The following is a 23,182-nucleotide window of genomic DNA, read 5'->3' as shown; positions in this document are numbered from 1 at the left end:
CTAGATGAGCATCCTCGCGGCCGCGACCGTCCCCGCCCGCCGCCCGCAACATTCTGGTCGTGCAGCACGACGATTATGTCGTAGACAGGCTCAACTCGCGGCGCGGCAGGCTCTAATATCCGGCTTCAAAACCAAACCAGGGTCGCATCAATGGCAGAGTTTCCGGAAAAGGCGAAGGTCGTAATCGTAGGACTGGGTGGCATCGTCGGCGCATCGATCGCCCACCACCTCATCGAGCGTGGCTGGGACGATATCGTCGGCATCGACAAGTCGGGCATCCCGACGGATATCGGCTCTACGGCACATGCATCCGACTTCTGCTACACCACAAGCCACGACTATCTCTCGGTCTGGACGACGCAGTATTCGATCGACTTCTTCGAGAAGATGGGTCACTACGCCCGGATCGGCGGGCTGGAAGTCGCACGCACCGGCGACCACGTCTGGATGGAGGAGATCAAGCGCAAGCTTTCCTCCGCCAAGGCCTTCGGCACCCGCGCACACTATGTCTCGCCGGCCGAAATCAAGAAGCTGTTCCCGCTGATCGAGGAAGATCAGGTGATGGGCGGCATGTTCGATCCGGATGCCGGCCTCGTCATCCCGCGCTCGCAGACGGTGGCCGGCAAGCTGGTCGATGCGGCGGAAAAGTCCGGCAAGCTGCAGATATTCGGCAATACGCCGGCAACTGCGCTGCTCGTCGAAAACGGCCGTATCAAGGGCGTCGTCACACATCGCGGTACGATCATGGCCGACCATGTCGTCGTCTGCGCCGGCATCTGGGGTCGCCTGATCGCTGAAATGGTCGGCGAGGACCTGCCTGTCATGCCGGTCGATCATCCGCTCACCTTCTTCGGCCCCTACAACGAATTCGAAGGCACCGGCAAGGAAATCGGCTTCCCGCTGCTGCGCGATCAGGGCAACTCGGCCTATATGCGCGACACCGGCGACCCGAGGACCACCGAGGGCGGCCAGATCGAATGGGGCTATTACGAAACCGACAATCCGCGCCTCTGCCATCCGCGCGACATCCTCGAAAAGCACGAGGCACGCCTGTCGCCTTCGCAGCGCGACCTCGATATGGAGCAGATCATCGAGCCGCTCGAGCGCGCCATGGAACTTACGCCGATCCTCGGCGAGCTCGGCTATAACGAGGGCCACTCCTTCAACGGCCTGCTGCAGGTATCGGCCGCCGGCGGCCCCTCCTGCGGCGAGAGCCAGAAGGTACGCGGCCTCTGGTACTGCGTCGCCATCTGGGTGAAGGACGGACCGGCCTACGGCAAGCTGATCGCCGACTGGATGACGGACGGGCGTACCCATACCGACCACGCCTCGATCGACTACGCGCGCTTCTACCCGCACCAGCTCGAAGAGAAGTTCATCGAAGGCCGCTGCTTCGAGGCGGCGCAGAAGATCTACTTCCCGGCCGTGCATCCGCGCGAGCCCTATGCGAGCGGCCGCAACGTCAAGCGCTCGCCCTTCTACGAGCGCGAGAAGGAGCTCGGCGGCTACTTCATGGAACTCGGCGGCTGGGAGCGCGCCCACGGCTATGCCGCCAACGAGCACCTGCTCGAAAAATACGGCAACCGCATTCCGGTTCGCGAGAACGAGTGGGACAACCGCCACTTCTGGCGCGTTTCCAACGCCGAGCATCTGGCGATGAGCGAGGATTGCGGCATCGTCAACCTCTCGCACTTCCACATGGTGGATATCGAAGGGCCGGACCATGTGGAGCTTCTCGAGTGGCTTTGCGCCGCCAAGATCGGCGGAGACGGCAATATCGGCAAGGGCATCTACACCCACTTCCTCGATGACGAGGGCATGGTGCGGGCCGACTTCACCGTCTTCCGCATGAGCGACCGCTGCCGCCTCGTGAACGGTGCCGATGCCGGCCCGCGTGACTTCCACTATATGCGCCGTGTCGCGGAAGACCGGGGGCTCGACGTCACCATCACCGACGTTTCGGAGAAGTTCGTCACCATCGGCATCTGGGGCCCGAATGCCCGCGAAACGCTGAAGAAGGTCGTGGCGGAACCGGCCGGCCTCGATCCGGAGAATTTCCCCTTCGCCGCGATCAAGCAGATCGAGATCGCCGGCAGGCCCGTCTCCGCCTTCCGCATCTCCTATGTCGGCGAGCAGGGCTGGGAACTGCACATGAAATACGAGGACGGCCTGGCCGTCTGGGATGCGCTGCGCGCCACGGGCGTCATGGCCTTCGGCGTCGAGACCTACGCGAACTCGCGCCGGATGGAAAAGAGCCTCCGCCTGCAGAACGCGGATCTTCTCACCCACTACAATCTTATCGAGGCGGACCTTGCCCGTCCGAAGGTCAAGGAAGCGGACTTCCGCGGCAAGGCGAAGCATATGGAGTACAAGGCGCGCGAGCACCAGCCCGCCATGCTCTGCACGCTCCTCATGACCGAGAACACCGACAGGAACGGGGTGAAGCGTTATCCCGTCGGCAACCTGCCGGTCATGGACCCGGAGACCGGCGAGGTGCTGGTCGACGAACTCGGCCGCCGCTCCTACACCACCTCCATCGCCTACGGCCCGACGATCGGGAAGAACATCGCGCTCGCCTATCTGCCCTGGTCCTACTGCCAGGTCGGCCGCAAGCTCAATGTCGAGTATTTTGCCGAGACCTATCCGGTCGAGGTTGCCGGCGTCGGCTACAAGCCGCTCTACGACCCGGAGAACCTGAAGCCGCGGACGTAACCGGGCCGGAGAACCTGCCCGTGGTTTCAGGCCGATCCGGCGGGAAACCACGTGGAAGCTCTGGCCGGGTTTGTCGGCATGTTTCCTTGTTCGTAGTCGATCAAAGGACGAAAACATGCAGCATAAGACGCGCGGCGCTGTAGGAGAGTTTTCGGAGGACTGCAATCTCTCCACCCTCATCCCTGTGCTCGTCACAGGGATGAAAGCAGCGCCGCGTCTGCGGCGCGGGAAGCGTTCTTTCAGCCCAAGGACTTGGTCTGGCTGGATTCCCGCGACGAGCACAGGAATGAGGGACCGAGATGTGCGGCTCCTACAACTTTCGCTTGCGAATATGCGAGGGAAGAGTCAACCTGTGACGCCGATCAGCTTTACCCCCGGCACGTCGCCCGCGTTCGAAGAGCCGCGCCACGGGCTCTTACGCCGGCATTTCGATCTGTATCTTCACGTCCGTGGGGCGCGCCTCGACGGCGCGGTCGAAGGCGGCGATACTCTCGTCGAACGGAATGGTAGCAGAGATCAGCGGTTTCAAATCGACCTTGCCGGAGGCGATCAGTTCGATGGCGCGGTCGTAGACATTGGCATAGCGAAACACGGTCTCGATCCGCAGCTCCTTGGCCTGCATACCGACGATGTCGAAGGGGACGGGGTCGACGGGCATGCCGACGAGCACGACGGTTCCGCCAGGACGCGCAAGACCCGGAAGAGCAAGGATTGCGGGTGCGGCCCCGGAGCACTCGAAGACCACATGCCGCCCCCAGTCGCCCGTCGCTTGCGCGAGAGCCTCGGATGCCGCCTGCTGGCGGACATTGATTGTCTCGATACCTTCATAGGCGCCGATGACATCCAGTTTCGGCTGCGCGAGGTCAGCCACATAGACCTTGGAGCATCCCCCCGCGAGCGCAGCCAGTGCCGTCATCATGCCGATCGGACCGGCCCCCATGACGACGCCGACATCCCCCGGCTTGATGCCCGCGCGAAGGGCGGCCTGCACGCCGATCGCGAACGGCTCGACCATCGCCCCTTCCGCGAAGGACACGTGGTCGGGGAGGCGATAGGTGAAGGCCGCCGGATGAACGACCTCGGGCGTCAGGCATCCATGGACCGGCGGCGTGGCCCAGAACCGTACGGACGGATCGACATTGTAGATGCCGAGCTTGGATGACCGGGAGGAGAGGTCCGGAATTCCGGGCTCCATGCAGACACGGTCACCCTTCTTCAGATGCCGGACTTCCGAGCCGACCTCCAGGACGACGCCCGCGGCCTCGTGACCCAGTATCATCGGTTCGTTGACGACAAAGGGCCCGATCTTTCCATGGGTATAATAGTGGACATCGGAGCCACAAACGCCGACGGTGCGGATTCCGATCAGCACGTCGGCGGGCGACAGATCCCGCCTGACCGGAATGTCGCGCAGCGACAATTGTCCCTTCTTTTCAAGTACAAGCGCTTTTGCCACTACCCGTTCTCCTCGTACAATAAGTTGCCGTTTACTGCCCTGGATCGAGATGGTTTTTGGGCCCGTGCCGCCTCTGCAGCAATCCGGAAGACCCGCGCAGCGATTTCCGTCAGCAATTCCATCAAGGCAGAAGAGCTAGTGTGTTTTTGCGATTCGATGAAGAGAAGAACGCCCGGCGAAGCTTATTTGCCGATGCAGAACATCTCACGAGGTGGTGGGGACGGTCGACCCTGACGGAAGGATCGAAACCGAAACCATCATCGGACCGATGGATCATGAAAATGCGACCCCGGCATGACATCCGCCGGGATGGGGCAGACATAGGATTTCCCGTCCGTCTTCTCCAGCCATTCCGCCCTGGCGGCGGCAAGCAGGTCCGGCGAAGTCATCAGCGACAGACCCGTCGTGGCGAGCGTCTTGGCGGCATGCGCCATGGCCTTGTGGGCGATCGGGCTTTTGCCCTGCGCAACGACCTGCCAGGTATGCGGGTTGGTGCCGATCGCCCATGCCGGCGCCCAGCACTGCGCCGTCGGCGTCACCCAGCTGACATCGCCGACATCGGTCGAGCCGGCACGGAAGTGTGAATGGCCTTCGAATTCGCGCAGGCCGAGATGCAGTGGTGACGATCCATCGACATTGGCGTTGGAGAAGACGTCGCGCTTCATCTGGTAGAGGCGGATGCTGCTTTTGATTGCCTCTTGCGAGAACGTCTCCTGAATGGATCGGGCGAATGCGACGTCGGCCTCGTCGAAGGCGATCGGGCCGAGCGCCACCATATTGTCATGCATGGCAGTCTCGATCGTGATATTGGGCAGGAGGTTGGTCGAGGCCGTATCGAAGACGATTTCCACCTCCGTCTCGGTCATCATGGCTGCGCCACGCGCCACCTTCTCGACGCGGCTGGCGAGATCCAGCGCCTGAAGCATTTCCGGCGCGCGGATCAGGTAGAGCACTTCGGCGTTCGCCTGCACGACATTCGCCGCCCTGCCCCCGGTATCGGTGATTGCATAGTGCACCCGGCAATCCGGCGGCATGTGCTCGCGCAGAAAGTTGACGCCGACATTCATGAGTTCGACAGCGTCGAGTGCCGAACGGCCGAGATGGGCTGCGTTCGCGGCGTGCGCGGCCACGCCCTTGAAGCGGTAGAAATATTCGAGAACGGCAAGATTGTTGGTGGAGCGCACTCCGTTGAACGGTGCCGGATGCCAGGTAAGCGCTGCGTCGACGTCGTCGAACAGGCCGGCACGCACCATGAAGGTCTTCCCGGAGCCGCCCTCCTCGCCGGGACAGCCGTAATAGCGCACCGTCCCGGGCAGATTGTGGGCCTTCAGATGCCGGGCGAGTGCGATTGCCGCCATCAGCGAACCGACGCCGAGCAGGTTATGGCCGCAGCCATGGCCACTGGCGCCTTCGACAAGCGGCTTCGCCTCGGCAATCCCGGCCGTCTGGCTCATGCTGGCGAGTGCATCGAATTCCCCCAGAAAGGCAATCACCGGCTTGCCGCTGCCGGACTCGCCGATGAAGGCCGTGCCCATGCCCGCCACGCCGCGCCGAACGGAAAAATCATTGTCTTCGAGAGCCTTGGCAAGCAGCGCGGCCGAGCGTTGCTCCTCGAATTTCAGCTCGGCGAAATCCCAGATGCTGTCGCTCAAGCGGGTAAACTCCGGTTTCATCGATTCGATCGCCGTGGCGATCGAGATCACGTCCTCTCGGTTCATGACATGTCCTCGCATTTCGAAGGGCGGGCGCAGGAGATCGCCCCGGCGCCTGCAGCGCTGCGCGTCTCTTCAGACACGCAAAGGTCGCTTCGCCGGGTCGGTCCGATGGGTGATGGATTGGCCGGGTCGGTGTTCTGCCGCCCGGCGCAGGCGATCAGGGGGCTCAGTCGGCGACCGACACCTCCCAAAGGCGGGCGTTCGACTGCCAGACCGGCTGGCCCTTCAGCTTCCTGGTCGCGCCCCAGACATCGACCATGTCGTAAAGGAAGATGCCCGGCATTTCCTTCAGCATGAGCTCGTGGAACTCGTCGAAGATCTTCTGGCGCTTGCCCTGATCAGCCTCGGCATAGGCTGCGTTCATCAGTTCTATAGCCTTCGGATCGTCCCACATCAGGGAAGCGTTCTCGTCCTTGTCGCCAACGTAGAAGGAATACATCAGGGCGGGGTCGAGACGCGGCGCGACCGACTGCGAAATGACCTGGTAATTGCCGGAACGGCGGCGGTCGACCTGAGTTGCGTAATCCAGAACCTCGATCTGTACGTTGAGGCCGGCCTGCTGCATCATCGCCTGCGCCATGACGGCGGCCGGGAAGCTCGGCACATTGCCGCGCTTGTTGGCGATGATCGAGATCGGCTCGCCGTTGTAGCCCGCATCCGCCAGCTCCTTCTTGGCGGCCTCGATGTCATAGGGAAGACGCTTCTTCTGCGTTTCGCTGAAATAGACCGAGTCCTGCGACACCATCGAGCCGTTCGCCTCGCCCGTGCCGTTGGAGGCCGCAGCAACGAGCTGATCCAGATCGAGCGCCATCGCCATGGCGCGGCGCACGCCCGGATTGCTCAGGACCTTGTCGCGGGTCTGAATGTAGAAGAGGTTCTTGCCGTTATTGCGCGCGACGATCAATTGCATCGTTTCGCTCGACTGGAATTCGGGAATGAGATCCGGCGAGATTTCCGCCGTGTCGAGCACACCGGATTCCAGACCTGCCTTCACGGTCGAGGCATCCGGAATGACCATGAACTTGACACCGTCTGCAAGGGGCCGCTTCGAACCGACCATGCCATCCGGCTTTCCTTCGTTTGCCGGCGATACATAATCCGGGAATTTCTCGAGATGGATGTACTCGCCTTTCTTCCATTCCCCCCACATGAAGGGGCCGGTCCCGATCGGCTGGACGAAGCTGCCGTCGGCAGCGACCGATTCAGGCGAAATCATGCCGGTAAAGCCGCATTCGGGACGCGACATCAGGCCAAGGAAAACGGCCGACGGCTTTGCGAGCGTGATCTCGACGGTTGCCGCATCTGTGGCCTTGACGCCGGCGACAGGCGCGGCCCCGCCTTCTGCGAAATCTTTCAGGCAGGTCCACTTCGTCTCGGGCTTGAGGTAGCGCGTCCAGTTCCACACCACGTCGTCGGCCGTCATCGGTCTGCCGTTGTGGAATTTCACGTCGGTGCGCAGCTTGAACGTATAGGTCAGCCCATCGGCCGACATCTCGAAGCTCTTGGCTAGGAGCGGCTTCACTTCGCCGACATTGTTGTAGCCGACGAGGCCTTCGACGATGTGCAGGATGATGCTGTCGGTATTGCCGTCGCGGTTGACGCCCGGATTGTTGCTGCGCAGATCGGAGCTCTGCGCGATCGTGATGTCGCGTGCTGCTGCCATATTGGCCGTGGCGAGCAGTGCGGCGCCCGCAAGAAGAAGCTTTTTCATTGTTCTACCCTCTTTATTGATCGTTATGAGTGGAATCCGTCCCAGCAGGCACGCGAGAGCCTGCCGATCGTCTCGAGCGCCATCGTGTAACCCGGTGTGCCGTCCGGCATGACCTGCGGCACTTCGTCGGTATAGGCGGAGATGATGTAGAAGGGGGCGCCGTCGCGATAGACGATGCCGGCATTCATGCGACCGCGCTTGCCCGTGCCGCCCTTGTGCGCAACCACCGTGCCGAACGGCAGGCGCGACGGAATGGCATAGCGCAGGATCTGGTTCTTCAGCGTCTGCAGGGCATAGGCGCACAACTGCGGCGATGTGCCGAGCTTCGCGATCGCGTCGGGAGAGGTCTGCGCGTCCAGGATCGTCTGCAACAGGAAGGCCTGGTCGCGGGCTGTCGTGGTCGTGACCGAGGTCAGCGAATGGTCCGGCGGCAGGGCCAGCGGCGGAATGAGGAAGCGATGATGCGTACCGTGCATGCCGATCGATTTGCAGTAGCTGTCCACTTCCTCCAGCGTCAGACGCTCGAACACCATCTTAGTGCAGACATTGTCGCTCAGCACCATCATACCGGTTATCGCGTCGCGCAACGAAATCACGATCCCGGGCGTCAGATACCGGAACATGCCGCTGGCGACTTCCTCGGCAAAGCGGGCTTCGTAAGTGATGGGCTCGTCGAGATCCAGCCGCCCCTCGTGCACCGCCTTCAGCGCCGCCATCATGATCGAGGTCTTGCGCGTGCTGGCAGAAGGCGTTTCCTCGTCGGCCCCGCGTTCGATCGTCTCTCCGGTCCTGAGGTTGTGCACAACGAAGCGTGACACGAAAGGCTGCGCCTCGCAGATCTCCGCAAGCCTTTCCTTCACCGGGCCAGAATCGGTTAGCCTATCCACATCAATTCTCCAGACGCCATTTGAGTGTCACGCCGCCCTTTTCGTTCTGGTCGAGGGCGGGAATGGCCGAGAGAAGCCGGCGCGTATAGGCTTCCTTCGGACTGTCGAAAATCGTGTCGCGATCTCCCTCCTCGATGATCCGGCCGTCCTGCATGACGACGACGCGGTCGGCCACCTGTTCGACGACGCCGAGGTCGTGACTGATGAATAGGCAGGAAAAGCCGTAGCGTTTCTGCAGATCCGAGAAGAGATCGAGGACCTGCGCCCTGACCGTCACGTCGAGCGCGGATACCGGTTCGTCCGCGATCAGGAAGCGCGGGCGCCGCGCGATCGCACGCGCAATGGCGACGCGTTGGCGCTGACCTCCGGAGAGTTCGTGCGCATAGCGGCCGGCATAGTCGACCCCGAGGCCGACTTCCTCCAGCGTTTCCAGGGTACGCTTGCGCTTGGCCTTGCCATCGAGGCCCGGGACCAGCCTCAGCGCCTCCTCGACCAGCGCGTCGATGGTCATGCGCGGATCGAGCGATGAATAGGGATCCTGGAACACCATCTGGCAGTTGAGCCGATAATCGGTCCAGTTTTCGGTGCGCGGCCGTCCCTGGAACTGGATGCGGCCCTCGCTTTCCGTGACGAGACCGGCAATGGTTCGGCCGAGCGTCGTCTTGCCGGAACCGGAACCGCCGACGAGTGCCACGACCTCGCCCTCGTGAATGTCGATGCTGACGCCATGCAGCGCGCGCTTCGGCCTGTTCTTCCTGAACAGCGACTTTCGGCCTGCATAGTCCACGATGATATCGCGGGCCGAGATCATGGGCACCCTCGTCATGTCGATCTGGCGCGGCCGGCCGCGGAAGGGCAGCGAGGAGAGGAGCTTCTTTGTGTAGGGGTGCTGCGGTGCCGTGAGCAGGTCCTCGGTCCGGCCCTGTTCCACGATCGAGCCCTTTTCCATCACGACGATACGGCTCGTGTAGCGCGCCACCATCGGAAGATCGTGGCTGATCAGCAAAACGGCCGTACCTTCCGCCCGCGTCAGTTCCACCATCAGTTCCATTACGTCGCGCTGGATGACTGCATCGAGTGCAGTGGTCGGCTCATCGGCAATCAGCAGCGACGGCTTCAAGAGCATGACGGAGGCGAGCATGATGCGCTGGCGCATGCCGCCCGAAAACTCGTGCGGATAGGAGGCAAGCGCCCCGTCCGGATCGCGGATTCCGACCCGCTTCAACATGTCGAGGATGAGGGAGCGTCGCTCCTGCGCCGAGGCCTTGGTGTGCAGGATGAGGCCTTCCTCCAGCTGCCGGCCGATCGTCATCGACGGGTTGAGCGAGGTCATCGGCTCCTGGAAGACGACGCCGATCTCTGCACCGCGCAGATGGCGAAGCTCATTTTCCTTCATCTTCAGCACGTCGCGGCCCCTGTAGGACACCGACCCGCCGGCGACCTTGACGGTCGGCGGCAGCAGCGAGATCAGCGCTCGGGTCGCCAGCGTCTTGCCGGAGCCGCTTTCGCCGACGATGCCGAAGATCTCGCCCGGCGCGAGGTCGAAGGAGACCGACTTGACGACCTGATGGCCGGTTCTTGCGACTTCAAGCGAAAGGCCGCAGACGGTGAGAAGCTTGTCCATCGTCATTTCAGGCCCCTCATGCGCGGGTCGAGCCGGTCGCGGAGCGCGTCGCCCAGAAGATTGATGCCAAGCAGCGTCAGCGCGATGCACAGGCCGGGGAACAATCCGAGCCATGCGGCCTGCTGGAGGAATGGCCGCCCGGCCGCCAGCATGTTGCCCCAGGTCGGCGCCGGCGGCGGCACGCCGAGGCCCAGAAACGAGAGCGCGCTTTCCGACAGGATGGCCCAGCCGAACATGGAGGTGGCGAGAACCGTGATCGGCGCGACGCAATTCGGCAGGATATGGCGCAACATCGTATAAAGTTCGCCATTGCCCATCACCCGCGAGGCCTCGATGAACTCCCGCTCCCTCAGCGAAAGCACGGCGCCGCGCACGACGCGCGCCATGGAAGGCGTATAGGCGATGCCGAGCGCGAAAATGATGCCGTACTGGTTGGCGCCGAAGACGGCGAGCAGCCCGAGCGCCAGCAATATGCCGGGAAAAGCGAGAAGCGCGTTGTTGACAGCCATGATGATGCCGTCCACCCAGCCGCGCGCATAACCGCTGATGAGGCCTATGAGCGTCCCGCAGATAGTGGCAAAGCCGACGGTGAGCGCGCCGATCCAGACGCTGGCTCGGGCGCCGACCATCAGGCGGCTCAAGACGTCCCGGCCGAATTCGTCGGTGCCGAGCAGATGCGCGCTGCCGGGAGCTGCAAGCCGCGCGGTGAAGGAGAGTTTCATAGGGTCGAACGGTGTCCAGAAGAGACCGACGGCAGCGGTGACGATCAGGATGGCGATCAGAATGCCGCCGATCAGTCCGTTGAGGGTGAACTTTTTCATTCGGCGACAACACGCGGATCGAAGAGAGGGTAGAGAAGGTCGACGACGAGGTTGACCAGCACATAGGAGAGCGAAACGAACAGAAGGCATCCCTGGATGACCGGGTAGTCGCGCGCGAAAATGCTGTCCACCATCAGTCGACCGAGCCCCGGAATGGTGAACACCGTCTCGATGACGGCAATGCCGCCCAGCAGATTGCCCAGGATGAGACCGATCATCGTCCAGGTCGGACCGAAGGCGTTCTTGAACGCATGGCGCCAGAGCACGGCGCTTTCCGACAGCCCTTTCGCACGGGCGTGGGTAATGTAATCGAGACGCAGCACTTCCAACGTTGAGGCACGCGCCATGCGGATCAGCACTCCCGCTTCATGGATGACCAGCGTCACGACGGGCAGGACGAGATAGAGCAGACCGGCGGTCAGATTGTCGCCGATCGAGACATAGCCCAGAACAGGCAGCCAGCCGAGTTCAAGCCCGAAAAGCAACAGCAGTAGCAAGCCGAGCCAGAAGGTCGGGATGGACAGAAGAACCGTTGCCGTTCCAACCAGAGCCAGGTCCGTCAGGCTGTTCTGACGCCACGCGGCAATTACGCCGGCCGGTACGGCAATCATGCTTGCCAGAAGCACGGCGACGACAACGATCTCCGCACTCACCAGAAAGCGCGAAACGACCAGCGGCAGCACGGCCTCGTCATTGACGATCGAGCGGCCGAAATCGCCTCGCAGCACATCGCCGGCCCAGATCAGGAATTGCTGGGGCATGGACTTGTCGAGACCGAGCTCCACGCGCATTGCTGCGATCTGATCGGGCTGAGCCATGTCCCCCAGCATCAACGCGGCGGGGTCACCGGGAATGAAGCGGATCAGTGCAAAGACCGCCACGGCGACAAGCACGATCGTCGGAATCGCCATCATCAGACGGCTCAGGATAAAGCGTAGCATCGGTTCCCCACGATTGATGGTCGAGTTGAAATCGAGCCATCATCGGTTTCTTCGGCCCAGACTATGCGGGAATGAGGAATGCCGCGCAATATTATGCATATTCGTCATAGCCTTATGCGGGCTTTGGAAGATTGCGGAGCAATGGAACTGAGGGCTTAAAAAGAGCCAATATTTTGCTTTTATTGACCTTCTTGCGAAAGCCGGATCTGCTTCTTCAGGGCGTCGCTGAGCGCCTGGGCGGCGATGGAGAGCGGAACTCCGGCGGCACGCACCAATCCGAATTCCTGTGTCGCGCGAGGCACGAACGGCCGGTATACGACGGGCAGGTGACGGTAGAGATTCGCATAGAAGCTGCTGATGATCGACACGCCCAGTCCATGCGCGACATAGGAACACGCAGAACTGTTGGTGTGGGTTTCGATCTTGACCATCTGCTTTACCCCCGCCCGCTGAAAGGCCTGGTCGAGCGCCATGCGGTTCGGCCGTTGCCGACCGATCAGGATCAGCGGCACGTTTCTCAGATGCTTGATGGTGATCTCGGGCAGTTCGGCAAGCGAGTGATCTTTCGGAACGACGCAGACGCTTTCACCGGTCGCAACCTTGTCGATCGCAATGCCCGGCCCCGTTTCGCCTTCGATACGTAAAAAACCGAGGTCGATCACGCGTTCCTCGACCAGTTTGGTGATCGCCGTGGTCGTCTCGAAGAACGTTTCGATGCGAACGCCTGGAAAATCCCTGACATAATCGATCAACATGGCGGGTGCGAAATTTTCCCACATGCTGCTCGGCAGCCCGATGCGGACGATCTCCGGCCCGGAGGAGCCGTTGCGAAGGTCCTCCGCATGGCCGGACATGCGCTCGATGGCCAGCAGGACGTTTTGCGCATCACGCCCAAGAACCGTCGCCTCCGGAGTCGGAATCAACCGGCCCTTGTCGCGGGCGAAAAGCGTGATAGCCAGATCGCTTTCAAGCTGCTGCAGCATGCGGCTCACTCCCGACTGGCTGAGACCCATGGCCTTCGCGGTCGCGATGGTCGATCCGGTTGCAAGGAGTGTCCGCAGGACTTCCAGTTGCTTGATGTTCATGGGGTCAACACCTTCGATGGCGGCATGTTCGTCCCGGCCAGCCGGAAATGCCCTGCTGGAAGGCCGGCGGTATCTTCGACAGAGGAAGCTCTTCGCCGCCGACAAAGCAATAGGTGACCGCCAGATAGAGCGTTTCAGTGTGTCATTTAAAGGCTGAAACGCTCTGTCGTTTTGAATCTACGCACTTCCCGACGGAAAACCGCGCACCCTTTCCCGCCTCCGCTCTATTGCAGCGCCGGGTTCGAGGCTTGCTCTTCATGGACCTCAAACGCGGGTCATGCTGCGACGGCGCCATTGGTCGAAGATCACCACGACCACGATGACGACGCCCTGCCGGTAGGCACGGGTCTTGAGCATCGGCCGCGCGCATCCAAGTCGGTTGATCAAATTTCGCCTAGCGGCACACCTCTCGCCAAGGCCAACTTCAGGAGCGCTTGAGTGCCGGGTCGTCGAGCGCCGGATTGTAGAAGAGCGAGAGCGTCAGGCTACGCGCGATGCGCTCTGCTGTGGCCATGAACCAGGCCTTCGCTTCCTCATTCGGTGCAATGTCGTCCAGCGTCCCAGCAAAGAGCCCCAGCCATTTCGGAAAGAGTTCCGGAGACATATTGGCGACGCCGAGATGCGCCTGCACCGGCTTTCCCCCGTAAGCGCCGCTGCGGAAGGCAACGGCGGACCAGAAGCTTTTCATCTTCTCCATGTGCTCCGGCCAGCGTCCCGAAAGCCTTGCGTCGAATACCGGCCCAAGCTCCGGATGCGCGAGCACACGCGCATAAAACGTGTCGACCAGCCTACCGATGAACGCTTCATCGATCCCGAGTGCTTTCATCTCCGCTTTTGCGCTTTCGCGCATAGCGGGGCTTTGCACAGCGTGGCCCTGCAATTCGTCGCTCATACCATCCGCCCGGTTCGGTCACATCTGCTGCCCACTATATAGGGATTGCGGACGTCGCGCCCAAAGCCGAACTGCAGAATGCGGCAATCTGCCCGACACGGATCAGGCCGTAAACGGCAGCGGCGGCAGTTGCCGTCAATAGACGCTGTCGTAGGCCGCACAAATCTCCGTCTGCGTCTTGTCCGCCAGATAGGCGATCTCGCCCTCCTTATGCTTGACGTAGACGTCGGCAAAGCCTTCGGGGAACCAGCTGCACACTGTCGCATTGCCCTTGAAGCGCTGGAGGGCCGCTTCGAGTGTCTGCGGCAGGCGGACGTAGCCGCGGGCGGCAAGGGCCTCCGCGCTCAGGAGCGAAAGATCTTCCTGCGTCGCCTCCGGCACCGCGAGCCCCTCCTCGATGCCCTGTACCCCGGCGTGGACGATTGCCGCGAGGGCAAGATGCGGATTGGCGGTCGCATCGGCCGCACGAAACTCGAAGTTGAACTGGGCGGCGCGGGCGATGTCGCTGATGTCGGAAACCGGGCAGATGCGCACCGATGCCTCGCGATCCCGAAAACCGAGATTGTTGAAGGCTGCGCTCCAGCGATGCGGTGTGAGACGCAGGTAGGAGACCACGCTCGGCGCCGTGATCGCAATGATCGAGTCGAGATATTTCAGAATGCCGGCGACGAATTTTCCCGCAACTTCGGAAAGCTCATGTTTGCCGTTCGGATCGTAAGTGACCGGGGCACCCGCCGAATCCAGCATGCTCAAGTGGACATGCACGCCGTTGCCGACCCCGGCCGGATCGCGGATCGGCGTGAAGGTCGGCTCATAAGAAAGCTCGCGCGCGACGAGGCCGACAAGTTCGCGGGTAATCAGCGAATGGTCGGCGATGGTGACGCCCCTCTGGGGACCCATCGTCACCTCGAACTGACCGGCGCCGAACTCCTTCAGGATCGTATCGGGCGTCACGCCAGCCTCGCGCATTGCCGCGATGATCGCCTCGCAGAAATGCCGTTCCTCCTGGAACCCTCCGAGCGTGAAGGCCTTGCCGACTTCGCCAACGCGGTGCTTGAGCTGGAATTCATGCTCGAAGGCACCGTAAAGCGTGACACCCGCCACGCTCTGCAATCGCTCAAGGGCGGCCTCGAGAATAGAGCGCGTGCAGAATTCCCAGGGGCGGCCGTCGGTATAGCGAATGTTACCGAGAACAAAGTTCTCCTTCGGCGCCCCTTCTTCGCTTTCGAAGCTGACGCAGGTCGACGGATCGGGAATGAGCACGAGGTCGCCGAGCGAGCCGAAGGGGCTTTCGGCGATCGCGTCGAAGCAGGTGATCTGTACATTGGTCGGCGTCCAGCCGACGCCCCGCTGCAAGCGCTTGTCCATCTGCGCCAGCGGAAAGGCCTTGCCGCGCACCTTGCCCGAGAGATCGCCGCAGCAGGCGACCATCATTTCCTCACGTTTCATCTGCGTCCCCGTTGATCCTGTCCTGGTCGTAGCCCGGCATCGCAAAGCGGATGCCGTCCCAATCCTTGATGCGCTTCTGCGTCGCCTCCCAATCGGTCTCCGAGACGCGCACGATGAGTGCCTCGACGAGCGCCATGGCAGCGGAAACCGTGTCCCAGGCCGTGCCGGCGTCGATCGGCAGCGCGACGATGTGATCGGCGTTGCGGGCAGCCGGCGACATCCACTTGTCGGTGACGACGACGATGGTCGCGCCACGCTTCTGGGCGATGTTCTCGGCAAGGCGTGCGAGGCTGAGCTGGTAACGCCGGAAATCGATCAGCAGCACGACATCTTTCCTGCGCATGCGCAGCACATGCTCCGGCCAGAACTCCGGGTTGTCGGCCATGTGGTAGATGCCGCTGCGGATCTGCCTGAGATGGATCGACAGGAAGGAAGCGATGCTGTTGCTGACGCGCCCCCCGAGCAGGAAGATGTTGCGCGACGGGTCGGCGAGAAGCTCGGCCAGAATGTCGAACTGTGCCTGCGAAACCATTCCCGTCATTTCCCCCATGACGGCCGAAACACGCGCGACATATTCCGACAGGAACTCCGAATGGCCGACCGGCCTCTGGCTGGATTTGAGGTCGAGGGGCGAGCGCCGGCCCTCCTTCAGCTCGGCGATCAATTGCCGTTGCAGGTCCTGGAAACCGCCGCAGCCGATCTTACTGACGAAACGGGTGATGGAGGGCGCGCTGACGCCAGTCTTGGCCGCCAGTTCCTGAATGCTTTCCAGGCCGGTGAAGGGGTAATCGGCGAGAATGGCATTGGCGATCTTTCGCTCGCTGGCCGTCAGCTGCCCGGCGGCCTCGCGGATCCTCGTGCGGATCGTCGTCGACGATTTCCCATCGCTCATCGGTGTGTCTTCCCTTGGTTGGAACGAATATTCGCGTCCTGAAAAAAATTAGTCAAACGGAAAAATCAGATTGACTATGATTGAAAAATTTCTTTGACTGTTCGCCATCGAAGGCCACACCGCCGGACCGCACGACGGATCTCATCTCATGCTCAGGCTCGCAGATCGCGACACGACCAGATTGCTGCAGGCGGGTGACCCGGATCCCGTAGAATGGATCAATCCTACCGGCCGATCGGCGATCTTCTTGACCTGCGAACATGCGGGCCGCGCGCTGCCTGCAGCGCTTGGCGATCTCGGCATTGCACCCGAGGAAATGGACCGTCACATCGCCTACGACGTCGGCGCCGAGGGTGTTGCACGCGGCATTTCCGAACGCCTCGATGCAGCACTCGTCCTGCAGCGCTACAGCCGCCTCGTCATCGACTGCAATCGCCCCTTGGAAGCGACGGACTGCTTCGTGGCGCAGAGCGACGGAACCGTCGTTCCGGTCAATGCCGACCTGTCCGATCGCGAACGTCGCGGCCGCTACGTGGAAATCCATCAGCCGCTGCACGAGGCGATCGCCGTCGCGCTCGACCGGCGACAGGCGGCCGGCAAGCCGCTCTTCCTCGTCTCGGTACATAGCTTCACGCCCGTCATGCGCGCGACCGGCGCCGTCCGGGATTTCGAACTCGGCCTTCTCTACAATCGCGACGCCCGTTTCGCCGAACGGCTGGCCGAAGTCTTCCGCGCCGCCAATCCGGACGTTACCGTCAGGCTCAACGAGCCGTACCACGTCGACGATCTCTCCGACTACACGATCCCCGTGCACGGCGAGCGGCGCGGCATTCCGCATGTGCTTCTCGAAGTGCGCAACGATCTCATCAACGACGCCCGCGGACAACAGGAATGGGCGGACCGGCTGGCCGGCCCCCTCCGACTTGCGGCAGAAAGCATCGAAGGAACCAATGATGGCCGCTGACCATCCGACCACCCGCGACGTGCCGCTCGACCCGGCCGCTTCCGCCATCCTGTTCATCGACGTGCAGAACTTTTCCGTCAGCCGCGAGGGGGGCGAGTTCAAGGATGTCTCGGATGCGGATATTGCCGGCAAGTACGGCTACTACTTCAACCGTATCCGCGAGGTGGCGATACCGAACATGCAGCGCCTGCTCGCCGGTTTCCGCAAGGCCGGCATCGAGGTGCTGCACACGACGATCGAGAGCCTGACGAAGGACGGCCGCGACCGCAGCCTCGACTACAAGATCACCGGCTTCAACGTGCCGAAAGGCTCCTGGGATGGTAAGGTAATCGACGAGCTCGAACCGCTGGAGGACGAGATCGTCTTCCCGAAGAGTTCCTCCAGTGTCTTCGTCTCCACCCATATCGACTATGTGCTGCGTAATCTCGGGGTGAGGCAGATCGTGCTGTGCGGCCTCCTGACCGACCAATGCGTGGAATCGGCAGTGCGCGACGCCTGCGACCTCAACTATCTGGTGACGCTCGTACCGGATGCCTGCGGCACCTATTCGGAGGAACGCCACTACACCTCGCTGAGCGCAATCAAGGGCTATTGCCGCCAGATATCGACCGACGATCTTTTGAAGGAAATCGGGCAGTAACCTGTCCGAACGGCCGACGGGAGGCAAATAGGGAGCATACGAGGGCGGTCCGCACAAGAAGGTCAGAAGACCAGGCCGCACAACGATCACCGCCGAATGGCATCAATAAGGGGAACGACCATGATCAAGACTTCCAGACTGTTTCTGGCAGCGGCAAGCTTCGCGCTTGCCTCTTCCACAGCCATTGCCGACGACGACAAGATCCTGATCGGCGGCGCACTCTCGATGACGGGCATTCAGGCTCCCCTCGACACGCCCGGCTACAACGGCGCGAAGGTCGCCGTGAAGTATCTCAACGACAATGGCGGCTTGCTGGGGAAGCAGGTCGAATTCGTCAATATCGACGGCAAGTCGGATCCGGTGACGGTCGGCAATGTCGCGGTCGAACTGATCGACAAGGGCGCCGAGATCATCGTCGCACCCTGCGATTTCGACTTCGGTTCGCCCGCGAGCCGTGAGGCGCAGTCGGCGGGCCTCGTCGGCATCTCGACCTGCGCCTCCGACCCGCTCTATTCCTCCTGGTCGCTCGGCGACAAGCAGTTCACGCTCTCCATGTGGAATACCACGATGGGTGCGACGGCCGCCGATTTCGCCGTCAAGGAAAAGGGCTGGAAGACGGCCTATGTCGTCACCGACCAGTTCATCGCCTATACCAAATCGCTCTCGAAATATTTCGTGGAGCAATTCAAGGCCGATGGCGGCGAGATTCTGCTCGAAGACACCTATACGAACGGCGACAATAATTTTTCCGCCCAGCTCGCCCGTCTCCAGGCGCTCGGCAAGAAGCCGGACGTGATCTTCGTCTCCTCCTACGGCACGGACATCGGTGTGATCATCCGCGCGTTGCGCGAAGTCGGCTACGATGCGCCGGTTCTCGGTGGCGACGCCTATGACGACCCGGCCATGCACGAGGCGCTCGGCGAAAAATTCGGCAATGACGTCTACTTCGTCACGCATACCTGGATGGGCCCGGAAGCGCATCCGGACATGCCGAAGTTCATCGAGCTCTACAAGGAGATGTTCGGCAAGGCGCCGGACACGTCCTTCGTCTCGACGGGCTGGGATACGATCATGCTGCTCGCCGAGGCGGTCAAGGCGGCCGGAACGACCGAAGGCGCAGCGCTCGCCAAGGCACTTGAAGATGGCCAGTTCAAGCTGCTGACCGGCGATCTCGACTACGGCACGAACGAGGAAGGCCATGTGCCGAACAAGGCTGCGGCCGTGATCGAGCTCAAGGGCGGCAAGCCGAGCTTCGTTGGATGGCGTAAGCCGGAATCCCTGCCCAAGCCCTGATCGGTCAATTCGGGCCGGCCGCAAGGCCGGCCCCATCACCTCGGAAAAGCCATGTCTGAAACGCGTCTCGCGGTAAACGACGTGTCGGTGGAATTCACCGGCCTGCGCGCACTCGACCATGTCTCGCTCTCGGTCTCCGCCGGTGAGGTCGTCGGCCTCATCGGGCCGAACGGCTCCGGCAAGACGACGCTCATCAATGCCATCACCGGCCAGGTGAAGCTGGCGACCGGCACGATCGTCGCCGGCGACACCACCCTGTCGGGTCTCTCGCCGCGCGAGATCGCGCTTGCGGGCGTAAGCCGCTCCTTTCAGATCGTGCGCATTTTCAACTCGATGACCGTCCTGGAGAATGTCGAGGCGGCGGCGCTGGCAAAGGGCGCCTCCCGCACTGTGTCGGCTGAACGCGCGAAGGACCTGCTGGCCGAACTCGGCCTGACGGCGAAGGCGGACGAGCTTGGCGAAAGCCTCAGCTATGGCGACAAGCGCCGCGTCGAAATCGCCCGGGCGCTCGCCGCCGAACCGCGCTTTCTGCTGCTCGACGAGCCCGCCGCCGGCATGAACGATGCCGAGACGGAAACCCTGCTGCACACGCTCGCCGAACTGCCCGAGAAACGCGGGCTCGGCCTTCTCATCATCGACCACGACATGGGTCTCATCATGCGCCTCTGCCACAGGCTGCATGTGCTCGCCTCCGGCCGCACGATCGCGGAGGGCGACGCCGCCCACGTCCGCAGCCACCCGGCCGTAATCGAAGCCTATCTCGGCAAGGGGGCGGCCCATGCTTGACGTCGCCGACCTTTCCGTCAGCTACGGTGCGATCCGCGCTGTGCGCAGCATCAGCTTCACCCTTGGAAAGGGCGAGCTGGTGAGCCTGCTCGGCGCCAATGGTGCCGGCAAATCCTCGACCATCAAGTGCATCGCCGGCGCTCTCAAAGCCTCCGGCGGCACGATCACGCTCGAAGGCAAGGACATCACCGCGGCGAGCCCCGAACAGGTCGTGCGCGCGGGCCTTGCCACCGTGCCGGAAACCCGCGACGTCTTCCCGGACCTGACGGTCGCCGAAAACCTGATGCTCGGCGCCTATATCCATCGCCGCGACCAAGCTGGCAACCGCGACAACCTCGAGAAGCTGAACACGCTCTTCCCGCGCCTTGCCGAGCGCTCGAAACAGGCGGCCGGCACGCTCTCCGGCGGCGAGCAGCAGATGCTCGTCATCGCCCGCGCGCTTATGGCGAGGCCACAGGTGCTTCTTCTGGACGAACCCTCGCTCGGCCTTGCGCCGGCCATCGTCGAACGCATCTTCGAGATGATCGAGGCACTGAAGAAATCCGGCCTCACCATCCTGCTCGTCGAGCAGAACGTGAACCAGGCGCTCGCCGTCGCCGACCGCGCCTTCGTCATGCGCCTCGGCGCCATCGTCGCATCCGGCACGGCTGAGGAAATCCGCTCGACCAGCGACCTCAGCGCGCACTATCTGGGAGGCTGATCCATGGCTTTCGCGATCCAGTTCGTCATCGACGTCCTCAGCCTCGGCGGCGCCTATGCGCTGATGGCACTCGGCCTCGTCATCATCTACGGCATCCTTCGCCTCGTGAACTTCGCCTATGGCGAACTCATCATGGTGGCCGGCTATACGATGTTTCTCGCCAGCGGCTCGGGCCTGCCCTGGCTCGTCATGGCGGTGCTCGCCGTCGGTATGGCGATCCTCTTCGGCATCATCACCGACTACGCCGCCTTCCGTCCGGTGCGGGCCAAATCGGTGACGGCGGTGCTGATCACCTCCTTCGCCTTCTCCAACCTGCTGCAGAACGCGGCGCTGCTGTTCATCTCGCCGCGACCACGCAACGTGCCGCTGCCGGACATTTCTCGCAGACCGTCTCGATCGCCGGTGCGATCACCCCGGTCCGCAACCTCATCACCATCGCCGCCTCCATCGCGCTGCTCGCCGGCGTCGCCTTCCTGATGCGCAGGACGACGCTCGGCATCGCGATGCGCGCGGCGGCGACGAACTTCACCATGGCGCGCATGCTGGGGGTGCCGGCGAACCTCATCATCTCGTCCGCCTTCGCCCTTTCCGGCTTCCTCGCCGGCGTCGTCGGCATTCTCTGGATCGGCCGCATCGGCACCGTCGTTCCGGGCATCGGCCTGGAGCCGCTGCTCGTCGCCTTCATCGCCACGGTCATCGGCGGCATGCGGAGCCTGCCCGGCGCCGTTGTCGGAGGTTTCCTGCTCGCGCTCATCGACACCACGCTCAACTACACCCTGTCGCAGGACCTGCTGAAATTCCGCGACGCCTTCACCTTCAGCCTCGTCATCCTGATCCTGCTCTGGCGCCCCGACGGCCTCATCAGGGGTCCGGCGAGCGGACAGCGGACCTGAGGGGAGCGCGACCATGAAACACTCCTATTTCACCGCCCTCATCCTCATCGGCGTCATCGCCATCATCGCCGTCGGAAGCCAGCTCCTCGGCATCCGCCTCTATGACCGTATCGCCACCAACCTGCTGATCTCGCTCGTGCTGGTCATCGGCCTGCAGACCTTCATGGGCAATTCGGGCCTGCTCTCCTTCGCCCATATCGGCTTCATGGGCCTCGGCGCCTACACGTCCGCCGTGCTCACCATCCCGGCTCAGATGAAGGGCATGGCGCTGCCCGATCTCTACGATTTCATGAAGGTCGTGGAAGTTTCGCCGCTCCTCGCCATGCTCGCGGCGGGCGTGCTGGCCGCCGTCGTCGCGGCCGTCGTCGCCTATCCGCTGATGCGGCTTTCGGATGCGGCGTCGGTGATCACCTCCTTCGCGCTGCTCGTCGTGCTCTACACGGTCATGAACAACTGGAGCGCCTTCACCAACGGCCCGCGCACGCTCTTCGGCCTGCCGAAGACGACGGACATGCCGATCGCCGCCATCGTCGCGGCGATCGTGGTGGTTGTGGCGCTTGCCTTCAAGGAATCGCGGACAGGCAAGCTGCTGCGCGCCTCGCGGGAGGACGAGGTCGCCGCGGCGGCTCTCGGCGCCGACATCCCGCATCTGCGCTGGCGCGCCTTCATCCTCGCCGCGTTCATCGCCGGCATCGGCGGGGCGCTGTGGGGACATTTCATCACCTCGTTCGCGCCGAAGGCCTTCTATCTGAAGGAGACGTTCCTCATCATCACCATGCTGGTGATCGGCGGCGCCAACACGGTGACAGGCGCGGTGGCCGGCACGATTCTCGTCACCTTCGCCTATGAGGGGCTGCGCGGCACGGAAGGCGCGCTCAACGCCACCGCCTTGGGCGCCGGCCAGGTCGTCGGCCTCACGGAAATCGTCCTCGCGCTCGCCATGATCGCGGTAATGATCGTCAAGCCGGGCGGCCTCTTCCCGAACCGCGAGATAGGCCACATCCTCAACCGCGCCCGCCGCAAGAAGGAGACAATTGCATGAGCTGGAAGACCGCCTACCGATCTTTCTACTATGCCGGTGCCGAGGAGCCGGACGACATCGTGCTCGATCCGGCGACGACGGCGCTGCTGGTCATCGACATCCAGAACACCTATCTCGACCCGAAGGATACGCCTGAGGAAACCGCCCGCTGGCAGCCTTTCTACGACCGTATGCGCAAGACGGTGATACCGAACACGGCGCGGCTGATCGACGAATGCCGCAAGCGCAAAGTGGAGGTCATCTTCGCCCGCATCGCCTGCCTGAAGCCGGACGGGCGCGACCGCTCGCTGAGCCAGAAGAAGCCCGGCTTCAATTACCTGCTCCTGCCGAAGGAGCTGCCCGAGGGCCAGATCGTTCCGGAACTGGAGCCGCGTAGCGACGAGATCGTCGTCACAAAGACGACAGACAGCGCGCTGACCGGTACGAACCTTCGCCTCGTCCTGCACAATATGGGCATCAAGGACGTCATCTGCTGCGGCATCTTCACCGACCAGTGCGTCTCCTCGACCGTGCGCAGCCTTGCGGATGAAAGTTTCGGCGTGGTCGTCGTCGACGATTGCGGCGCCGCGGCGACGGACGATCTGCACCGGCGGGAACTGGAGATCATCAACATGATCTACTGCCATGTCGTCTCGCTCGAAGAGGTTCTCACCTTTTTCAGATAGAGGAGATTGCCTGC

General features: G+C 62.6%; 19 protein-coding genes and 1 pseudogene. 9 read left to right on the top strand and 11 right to left on the bottom strand.

Annotated elements, in window-relative coordinates:
- The first annotated feature begins 150 nt into the window (after positions 1–150).
- Positions 151–2,712 carry a GcvT family protein gene (locus tag N0Q91_RS04855; protein WP_275597467.1) on the top strand — a complete coding sequence of 854 codons (2,562 nt, stop codon included), beginning with the start codon at positions 151–153 and terminating at the stop codon, positions 2,710–2,712.
- Positions 2,713–3,127: 415 nt separating this feature from the next.
- Here N0Q91_RS04855 and N0Q91_RS04850 read toward each other — a convergent pair whose 3' ends face one another.
- The 11 genes from N0Q91_RS04850 to N0Q91_RS04800 all read right to left on the bottom strand — a co-directional run bounded on the left by N0Q91_RS04850 (position 3,128) and on the right by N0Q91_RS04800 (position 16,185).
- Positions 3,128–4,168: an NAD(P)-dependent alcohol dehydrogenase gene (locus N0Q91_RS04850; RefSeq protein WP_275597466.1), complete on the bottom strand. Its 1,041-nt coding sequence runs from the start codon at positions 4,166–4,168 to the stop codon at positions 3,128–3,130.
- Positions 4,169–4,425: 257 nt separating this feature from the next.
- Positions 4,426–5,886: a M20 family metallopeptidase gene (locus tag N0Q91_RS04845; RefSeq protein WP_275597465.1), complete on the bottom strand. Its 1,461-nt coding sequence runs from the start codon at positions 5,884–5,886 to the stop codon at positions 4,426–4,428.
- Positions 5,887–6,049: 163 nt separating this feature from the next.
- Positions 6,050–7,594, bottom strand: a complete 1,545-nt coding sequence (locus N0Q91_RS04840; RefSeq protein WP_275597464.1) for an ABC transporter substrate-binding protein — start codon at positions 7,592–7,594, stop codon at positions 6,050–6,052.
- Positions 7,595–7,617: 23 nt separating this feature from the next.
- The gene (locus N0Q91_RS04835) at positions 7,618–8,481 is read right to left on the bottom strand and encodes a serine hydrolase (protein WP_275597463.1); all 864 of its coding nucleotides are present in this window, start codon (positions 8,479–8,481) and stop codon (positions 7,618–7,620) included.
- Position 8,482: 1 nt separating this feature from the next.
- Positions 8,483–10,111, bottom strand: a complete 1,629-nt coding sequence (locus tag N0Q91_RS04830; protein WP_275597462.1) for a dipeptide ABC transporter ATP-binding protein — start codon at positions 10,109–10,111, stop codon at positions 8,483–8,485.
- Entirely contained in the window at positions 10,108–10,926 is an 819-nt protein-coding gene (locus tag N0Q91_RS04825) for an ABC transporter permease (protein WP_275597461.1), read from the bottom strand. Before N0Q91_RS04825 ends, N0Q91_RS04830 begins: the two co-directional genes overlap by 4 nt.
- Positions 10,923–11,867: an ABC transporter permease gene (locus tag N0Q91_RS04820; RefSeq protein ID WP_100671946.1), complete on the bottom strand. Its 945-nt coding sequence runs from the start codon at positions 11,865–11,867 to the stop codon at positions 10,923–10,925. Before N0Q91_RS04820 ends, N0Q91_RS04825 begins: the two co-directional genes overlap by 4 nt.
- A gap of 179 nt (positions 11,868–12,046) precedes the next feature.
- On the bottom strand, positions 12,047–12,952 hold the full coding sequence (locus N0Q91_RS04815; protein ID WP_275597460.1) for a LysR family transcriptional regulator: 906 nt from the start codon (positions 12,950–12,952) through the stop codon (positions 12,047–12,049).
- A 424-nt stretch (positions 12,953–13,376) separates the two neighbouring features.
- Positions 13,377–13,844, bottom strand: a complete 468-nt coding sequence (locus tag N0Q91_RS04810) for a group III truncated hemoglobin (RefSeq protein ID WP_275597459.1) — start codon at positions 13,842–13,844, stop codon at positions 13,377–13,379.
- Positions 13,845–13,979: 135 nt separating this feature from the next.
- On the bottom strand, positions 13,980–15,293 hold the full coding sequence (locus N0Q91_RS04805; protein WP_275597458.1) for a glutamine synthetase family protein: 1,314 nt from the start codon (positions 15,291–15,293) through the stop codon (positions 13,980–13,982).
- The gene (locus N0Q91_RS04800; protein ID WP_275597457.1) at positions 15,283–16,185 is read right to left on the bottom strand and encodes a MurR/RpiR family transcriptional regulator; all 903 of its coding nucleotides are present in this window, start codon (positions 16,183–16,185) and stop codon (positions 15,283–15,285) included. The genes N0Q91_RS04805 and N0Q91_RS04800 overlap by 11 nt, the downstream gene beginning before the upstream one ends.
- 148 nt (positions 16,186–16,333) lie before the next feature.
- On the opposite strand from N0Q91_RS04800, the gene N0Q91_RS04795 reads away from it, so the two are divergent.
- The 8 genes and pseudogenes from N0Q91_RS04795 to N0Q91_RS04760 all read left to right on the top strand — a co-directional run bounded on the left by N0Q91_RS04795 (position 16,334) and on the right by N0Q91_RS04760 (position 23,168).
- Positions 16,334–17,149: an N-formylglutamate amidohydrolase gene (locus N0Q91_RS04795; protein WP_275597456.1), complete on the top strand. Its 816-nt coding sequence runs from the start codon at positions 16,334–16,336 to the stop codon at positions 17,147–17,149.
- The gene (locus N0Q91_RS04790; protein ID WP_275597455.1) at positions 17,139–17,789 is read left to right on the top strand and encodes a cysteine hydrolase family protein; all 651 of its coding nucleotides are present in this window, start codon (positions 17,139–17,141) and stop codon (positions 17,787–17,789) included. The genes N0Q91_RS04795 and N0Q91_RS04790 overlap by 11 nt, the downstream gene beginning before the upstream one ends.
- Before the next feature lie 120 nt (positions 17,790–17,909).
- Positions 17,910–19,082, top strand: a complete 1,173-nt coding sequence (locus tag N0Q91_RS04785; RefSeq protein WP_018095853.1) for an ABC transporter substrate-binding protein — start codon at positions 17,910–17,912, stop codon at positions 19,080–19,082.
- Between the two features lie 51 nt (positions 19,083–19,133).
- Positions 19,134–19,868, top strand: a complete 735-nt coding sequence (locus tag N0Q91_RS04780) for an ABC transporter ATP-binding protein (RefSeq protein WP_275597454.1) — start codon at positions 19,134–19,136, stop codon at positions 19,866–19,868.
- Entirely contained in the window at positions 19,861–20,568 is a 708-nt protein-coding gene (locus N0Q91_RS04775) for an ABC transporter ATP-binding protein (RefSeq protein WP_275597453.1), read from the top strand. Before N0Q91_RS04780 ends, N0Q91_RS04775 begins: the two co-directional genes overlap by 8 nt.
- Positions 20,569–20,571: 3 nt before the next feature.
- A pseudogene (locus tag N0Q91_RS04770) lies at positions 20,572–21,461 on the top strand (branched-chain amino acid ABC transporter permease).
- Positions 21,462–21,474: 13 nt separating this feature from the next.
- Entirely contained in the window at positions 21,475–22,503 is a 1,029-nt protein-coding gene (locus tag N0Q91_RS04765) for a branched-chain amino acid ABC transporter permease (RefSeq protein ID WP_275597452.1), read from the top strand.
- A complete protein-coding gene (locus N0Q91_RS04760; RefSeq protein WP_275597451.1) occupies positions 22,500–23,168 on the top strand; it encodes a cysteine hydrolase family protein in 669 nt (222 codons plus the stop codon). Before N0Q91_RS04765 ends, N0Q91_RS04760 begins: the two co-directional genes overlap by 4 nt.
- Positions 23,169–23,182 lie beyond the last annotated feature (14 nt).

Source organism: Sinorhizobium prairiense (assembly GCF_029201645.2).
Lineage (GTDB): Bacteria > Pseudomonadota > Alphaproteobacteria > Rhizobiales > Rhizobiaceae > Sinorhizobium > Sinorhizobium meliloti_A.
The sequence above is the reverse complement of the archived record's forward strand: the minus strand, read 5'-3'. Positions and strand labels throughout refer to the sequence as shown.

Bases quoted from the DNA above. Each gene is read 5' to 3' on its own strand.
- N0Q91_RS04775 (WP_275597453.1), top strand. From the start codon at position 19,861: ATGCTTGACGTCGCCGACCTTTCCGTCAGCTACGGTGCGATCCGCGCT.
- N0Q91_RS04825 (WP_275597461.1), bottom strand. From the start codon at position 10,926: ATGAAAAAGTTCACCCTCAACGGACTGATCGGCGGCATTCTGATCGCC.
- N0Q91_RS04785 (WP_018095853.1), top strand. From the start codon at position 17,910: ATGATCAAGACTTCCAGACTGTTTCTGGCAGCGGCAAGCTTCGCGCTT.
- N0Q91_RS04765 (WP_275597452.1), top strand. From the start codon at position 21,475: ATGAAACACTCCTATTTCACCGCCCTCATCCTCATCGGCGTCATCGCC.
- N0Q91_RS04795 (WP_275597456.1), top strand. From the start codon at position 16,334: ATGCTCAGGCTCGCAGATCGCGACACGACCAGATTGCTGCAGGCGGGT.
- N0Q91_RS04815 (WP_275597460.1), bottom strand. From the start codon at position 12,952: ATGAACATCAAGCAACTGGAAGTCCTGCGGACACTCCTTGCAACCGGA.
- N0Q91_RS04780 (WP_275597454.1), top strand. From the start codon at position 19,134: ATGTCTGAAACGCGTCTCGCGGTAAACGACGTGTCGGTGGAATTCACC.
- N0Q91_RS04760 (WP_275597451.1), top strand. From the start codon at position 22,500: ATGAGCTGGAAGACCGCCTACCGATCTTTCTACTATGCCGGTGCCGAG.
- N0Q91_RS04800 (WP_275597457.1), bottom strand. From the start codon at position 16,185: ATGAGCGATGGGAAATCGTCGACGACGATCCGCACGAGGATCCGCGAG.
- N0Q91_RS04840 (WP_275597464.1), bottom strand. From the start codon at position 7,594: ATGAAAAAGCTTCTTCTTGCGGGCGCCGCACTGCTCGCCACGGCCAAT.
- N0Q91_RS04805 (WP_275597458.1), bottom strand. From the start codon at position 15,293: ATGAAACGTGAGGAAATGATGGTCGCCTGCTGCGGCGATCTCTCGGGC.
- N0Q91_RS04845 (WP_275597465.1), bottom strand. From the start codon at position 5,886: ATGAACCGAGAGGACGTGATCTCGATCGCCACGGCGATCGAATCGATG.
- N0Q91_RS04830 (WP_275597462.1), bottom strand. From the start codon at position 10,111: ATGACGATGGACAAGCTTCTCACCGTCTGCGGCCTTTCGCTTGAAGTC.
- N0Q91_RS04820 (WP_100671946.1), bottom strand. From the start codon at position 11,867: ATGCTACGCTTTATCCTGAGCCGTCTGATGATGGCGATTCCGACGATC.
- N0Q91_RS04855 (WP_275597467.1), top strand. From the start codon at position 151: ATGGCAGAGTTTCCGGAAAAGGCGAAGGTCGTAATCGTAGGACTGGGT.
- N0Q91_RS04790 (WP_275597455.1), top strand. From the start codon at position 17,139: ATGGCCGCTGACCATCCGACCACCCGCGACGTGCCGCTCGACCCGGCC.
- N0Q91_RS04810 (WP_275597459.1), bottom strand. From the start codon at position 13,844: ATGAGCGACGAATTGCAGGGCCACGCTGTGCAAAGCCCCGCTATGCGC.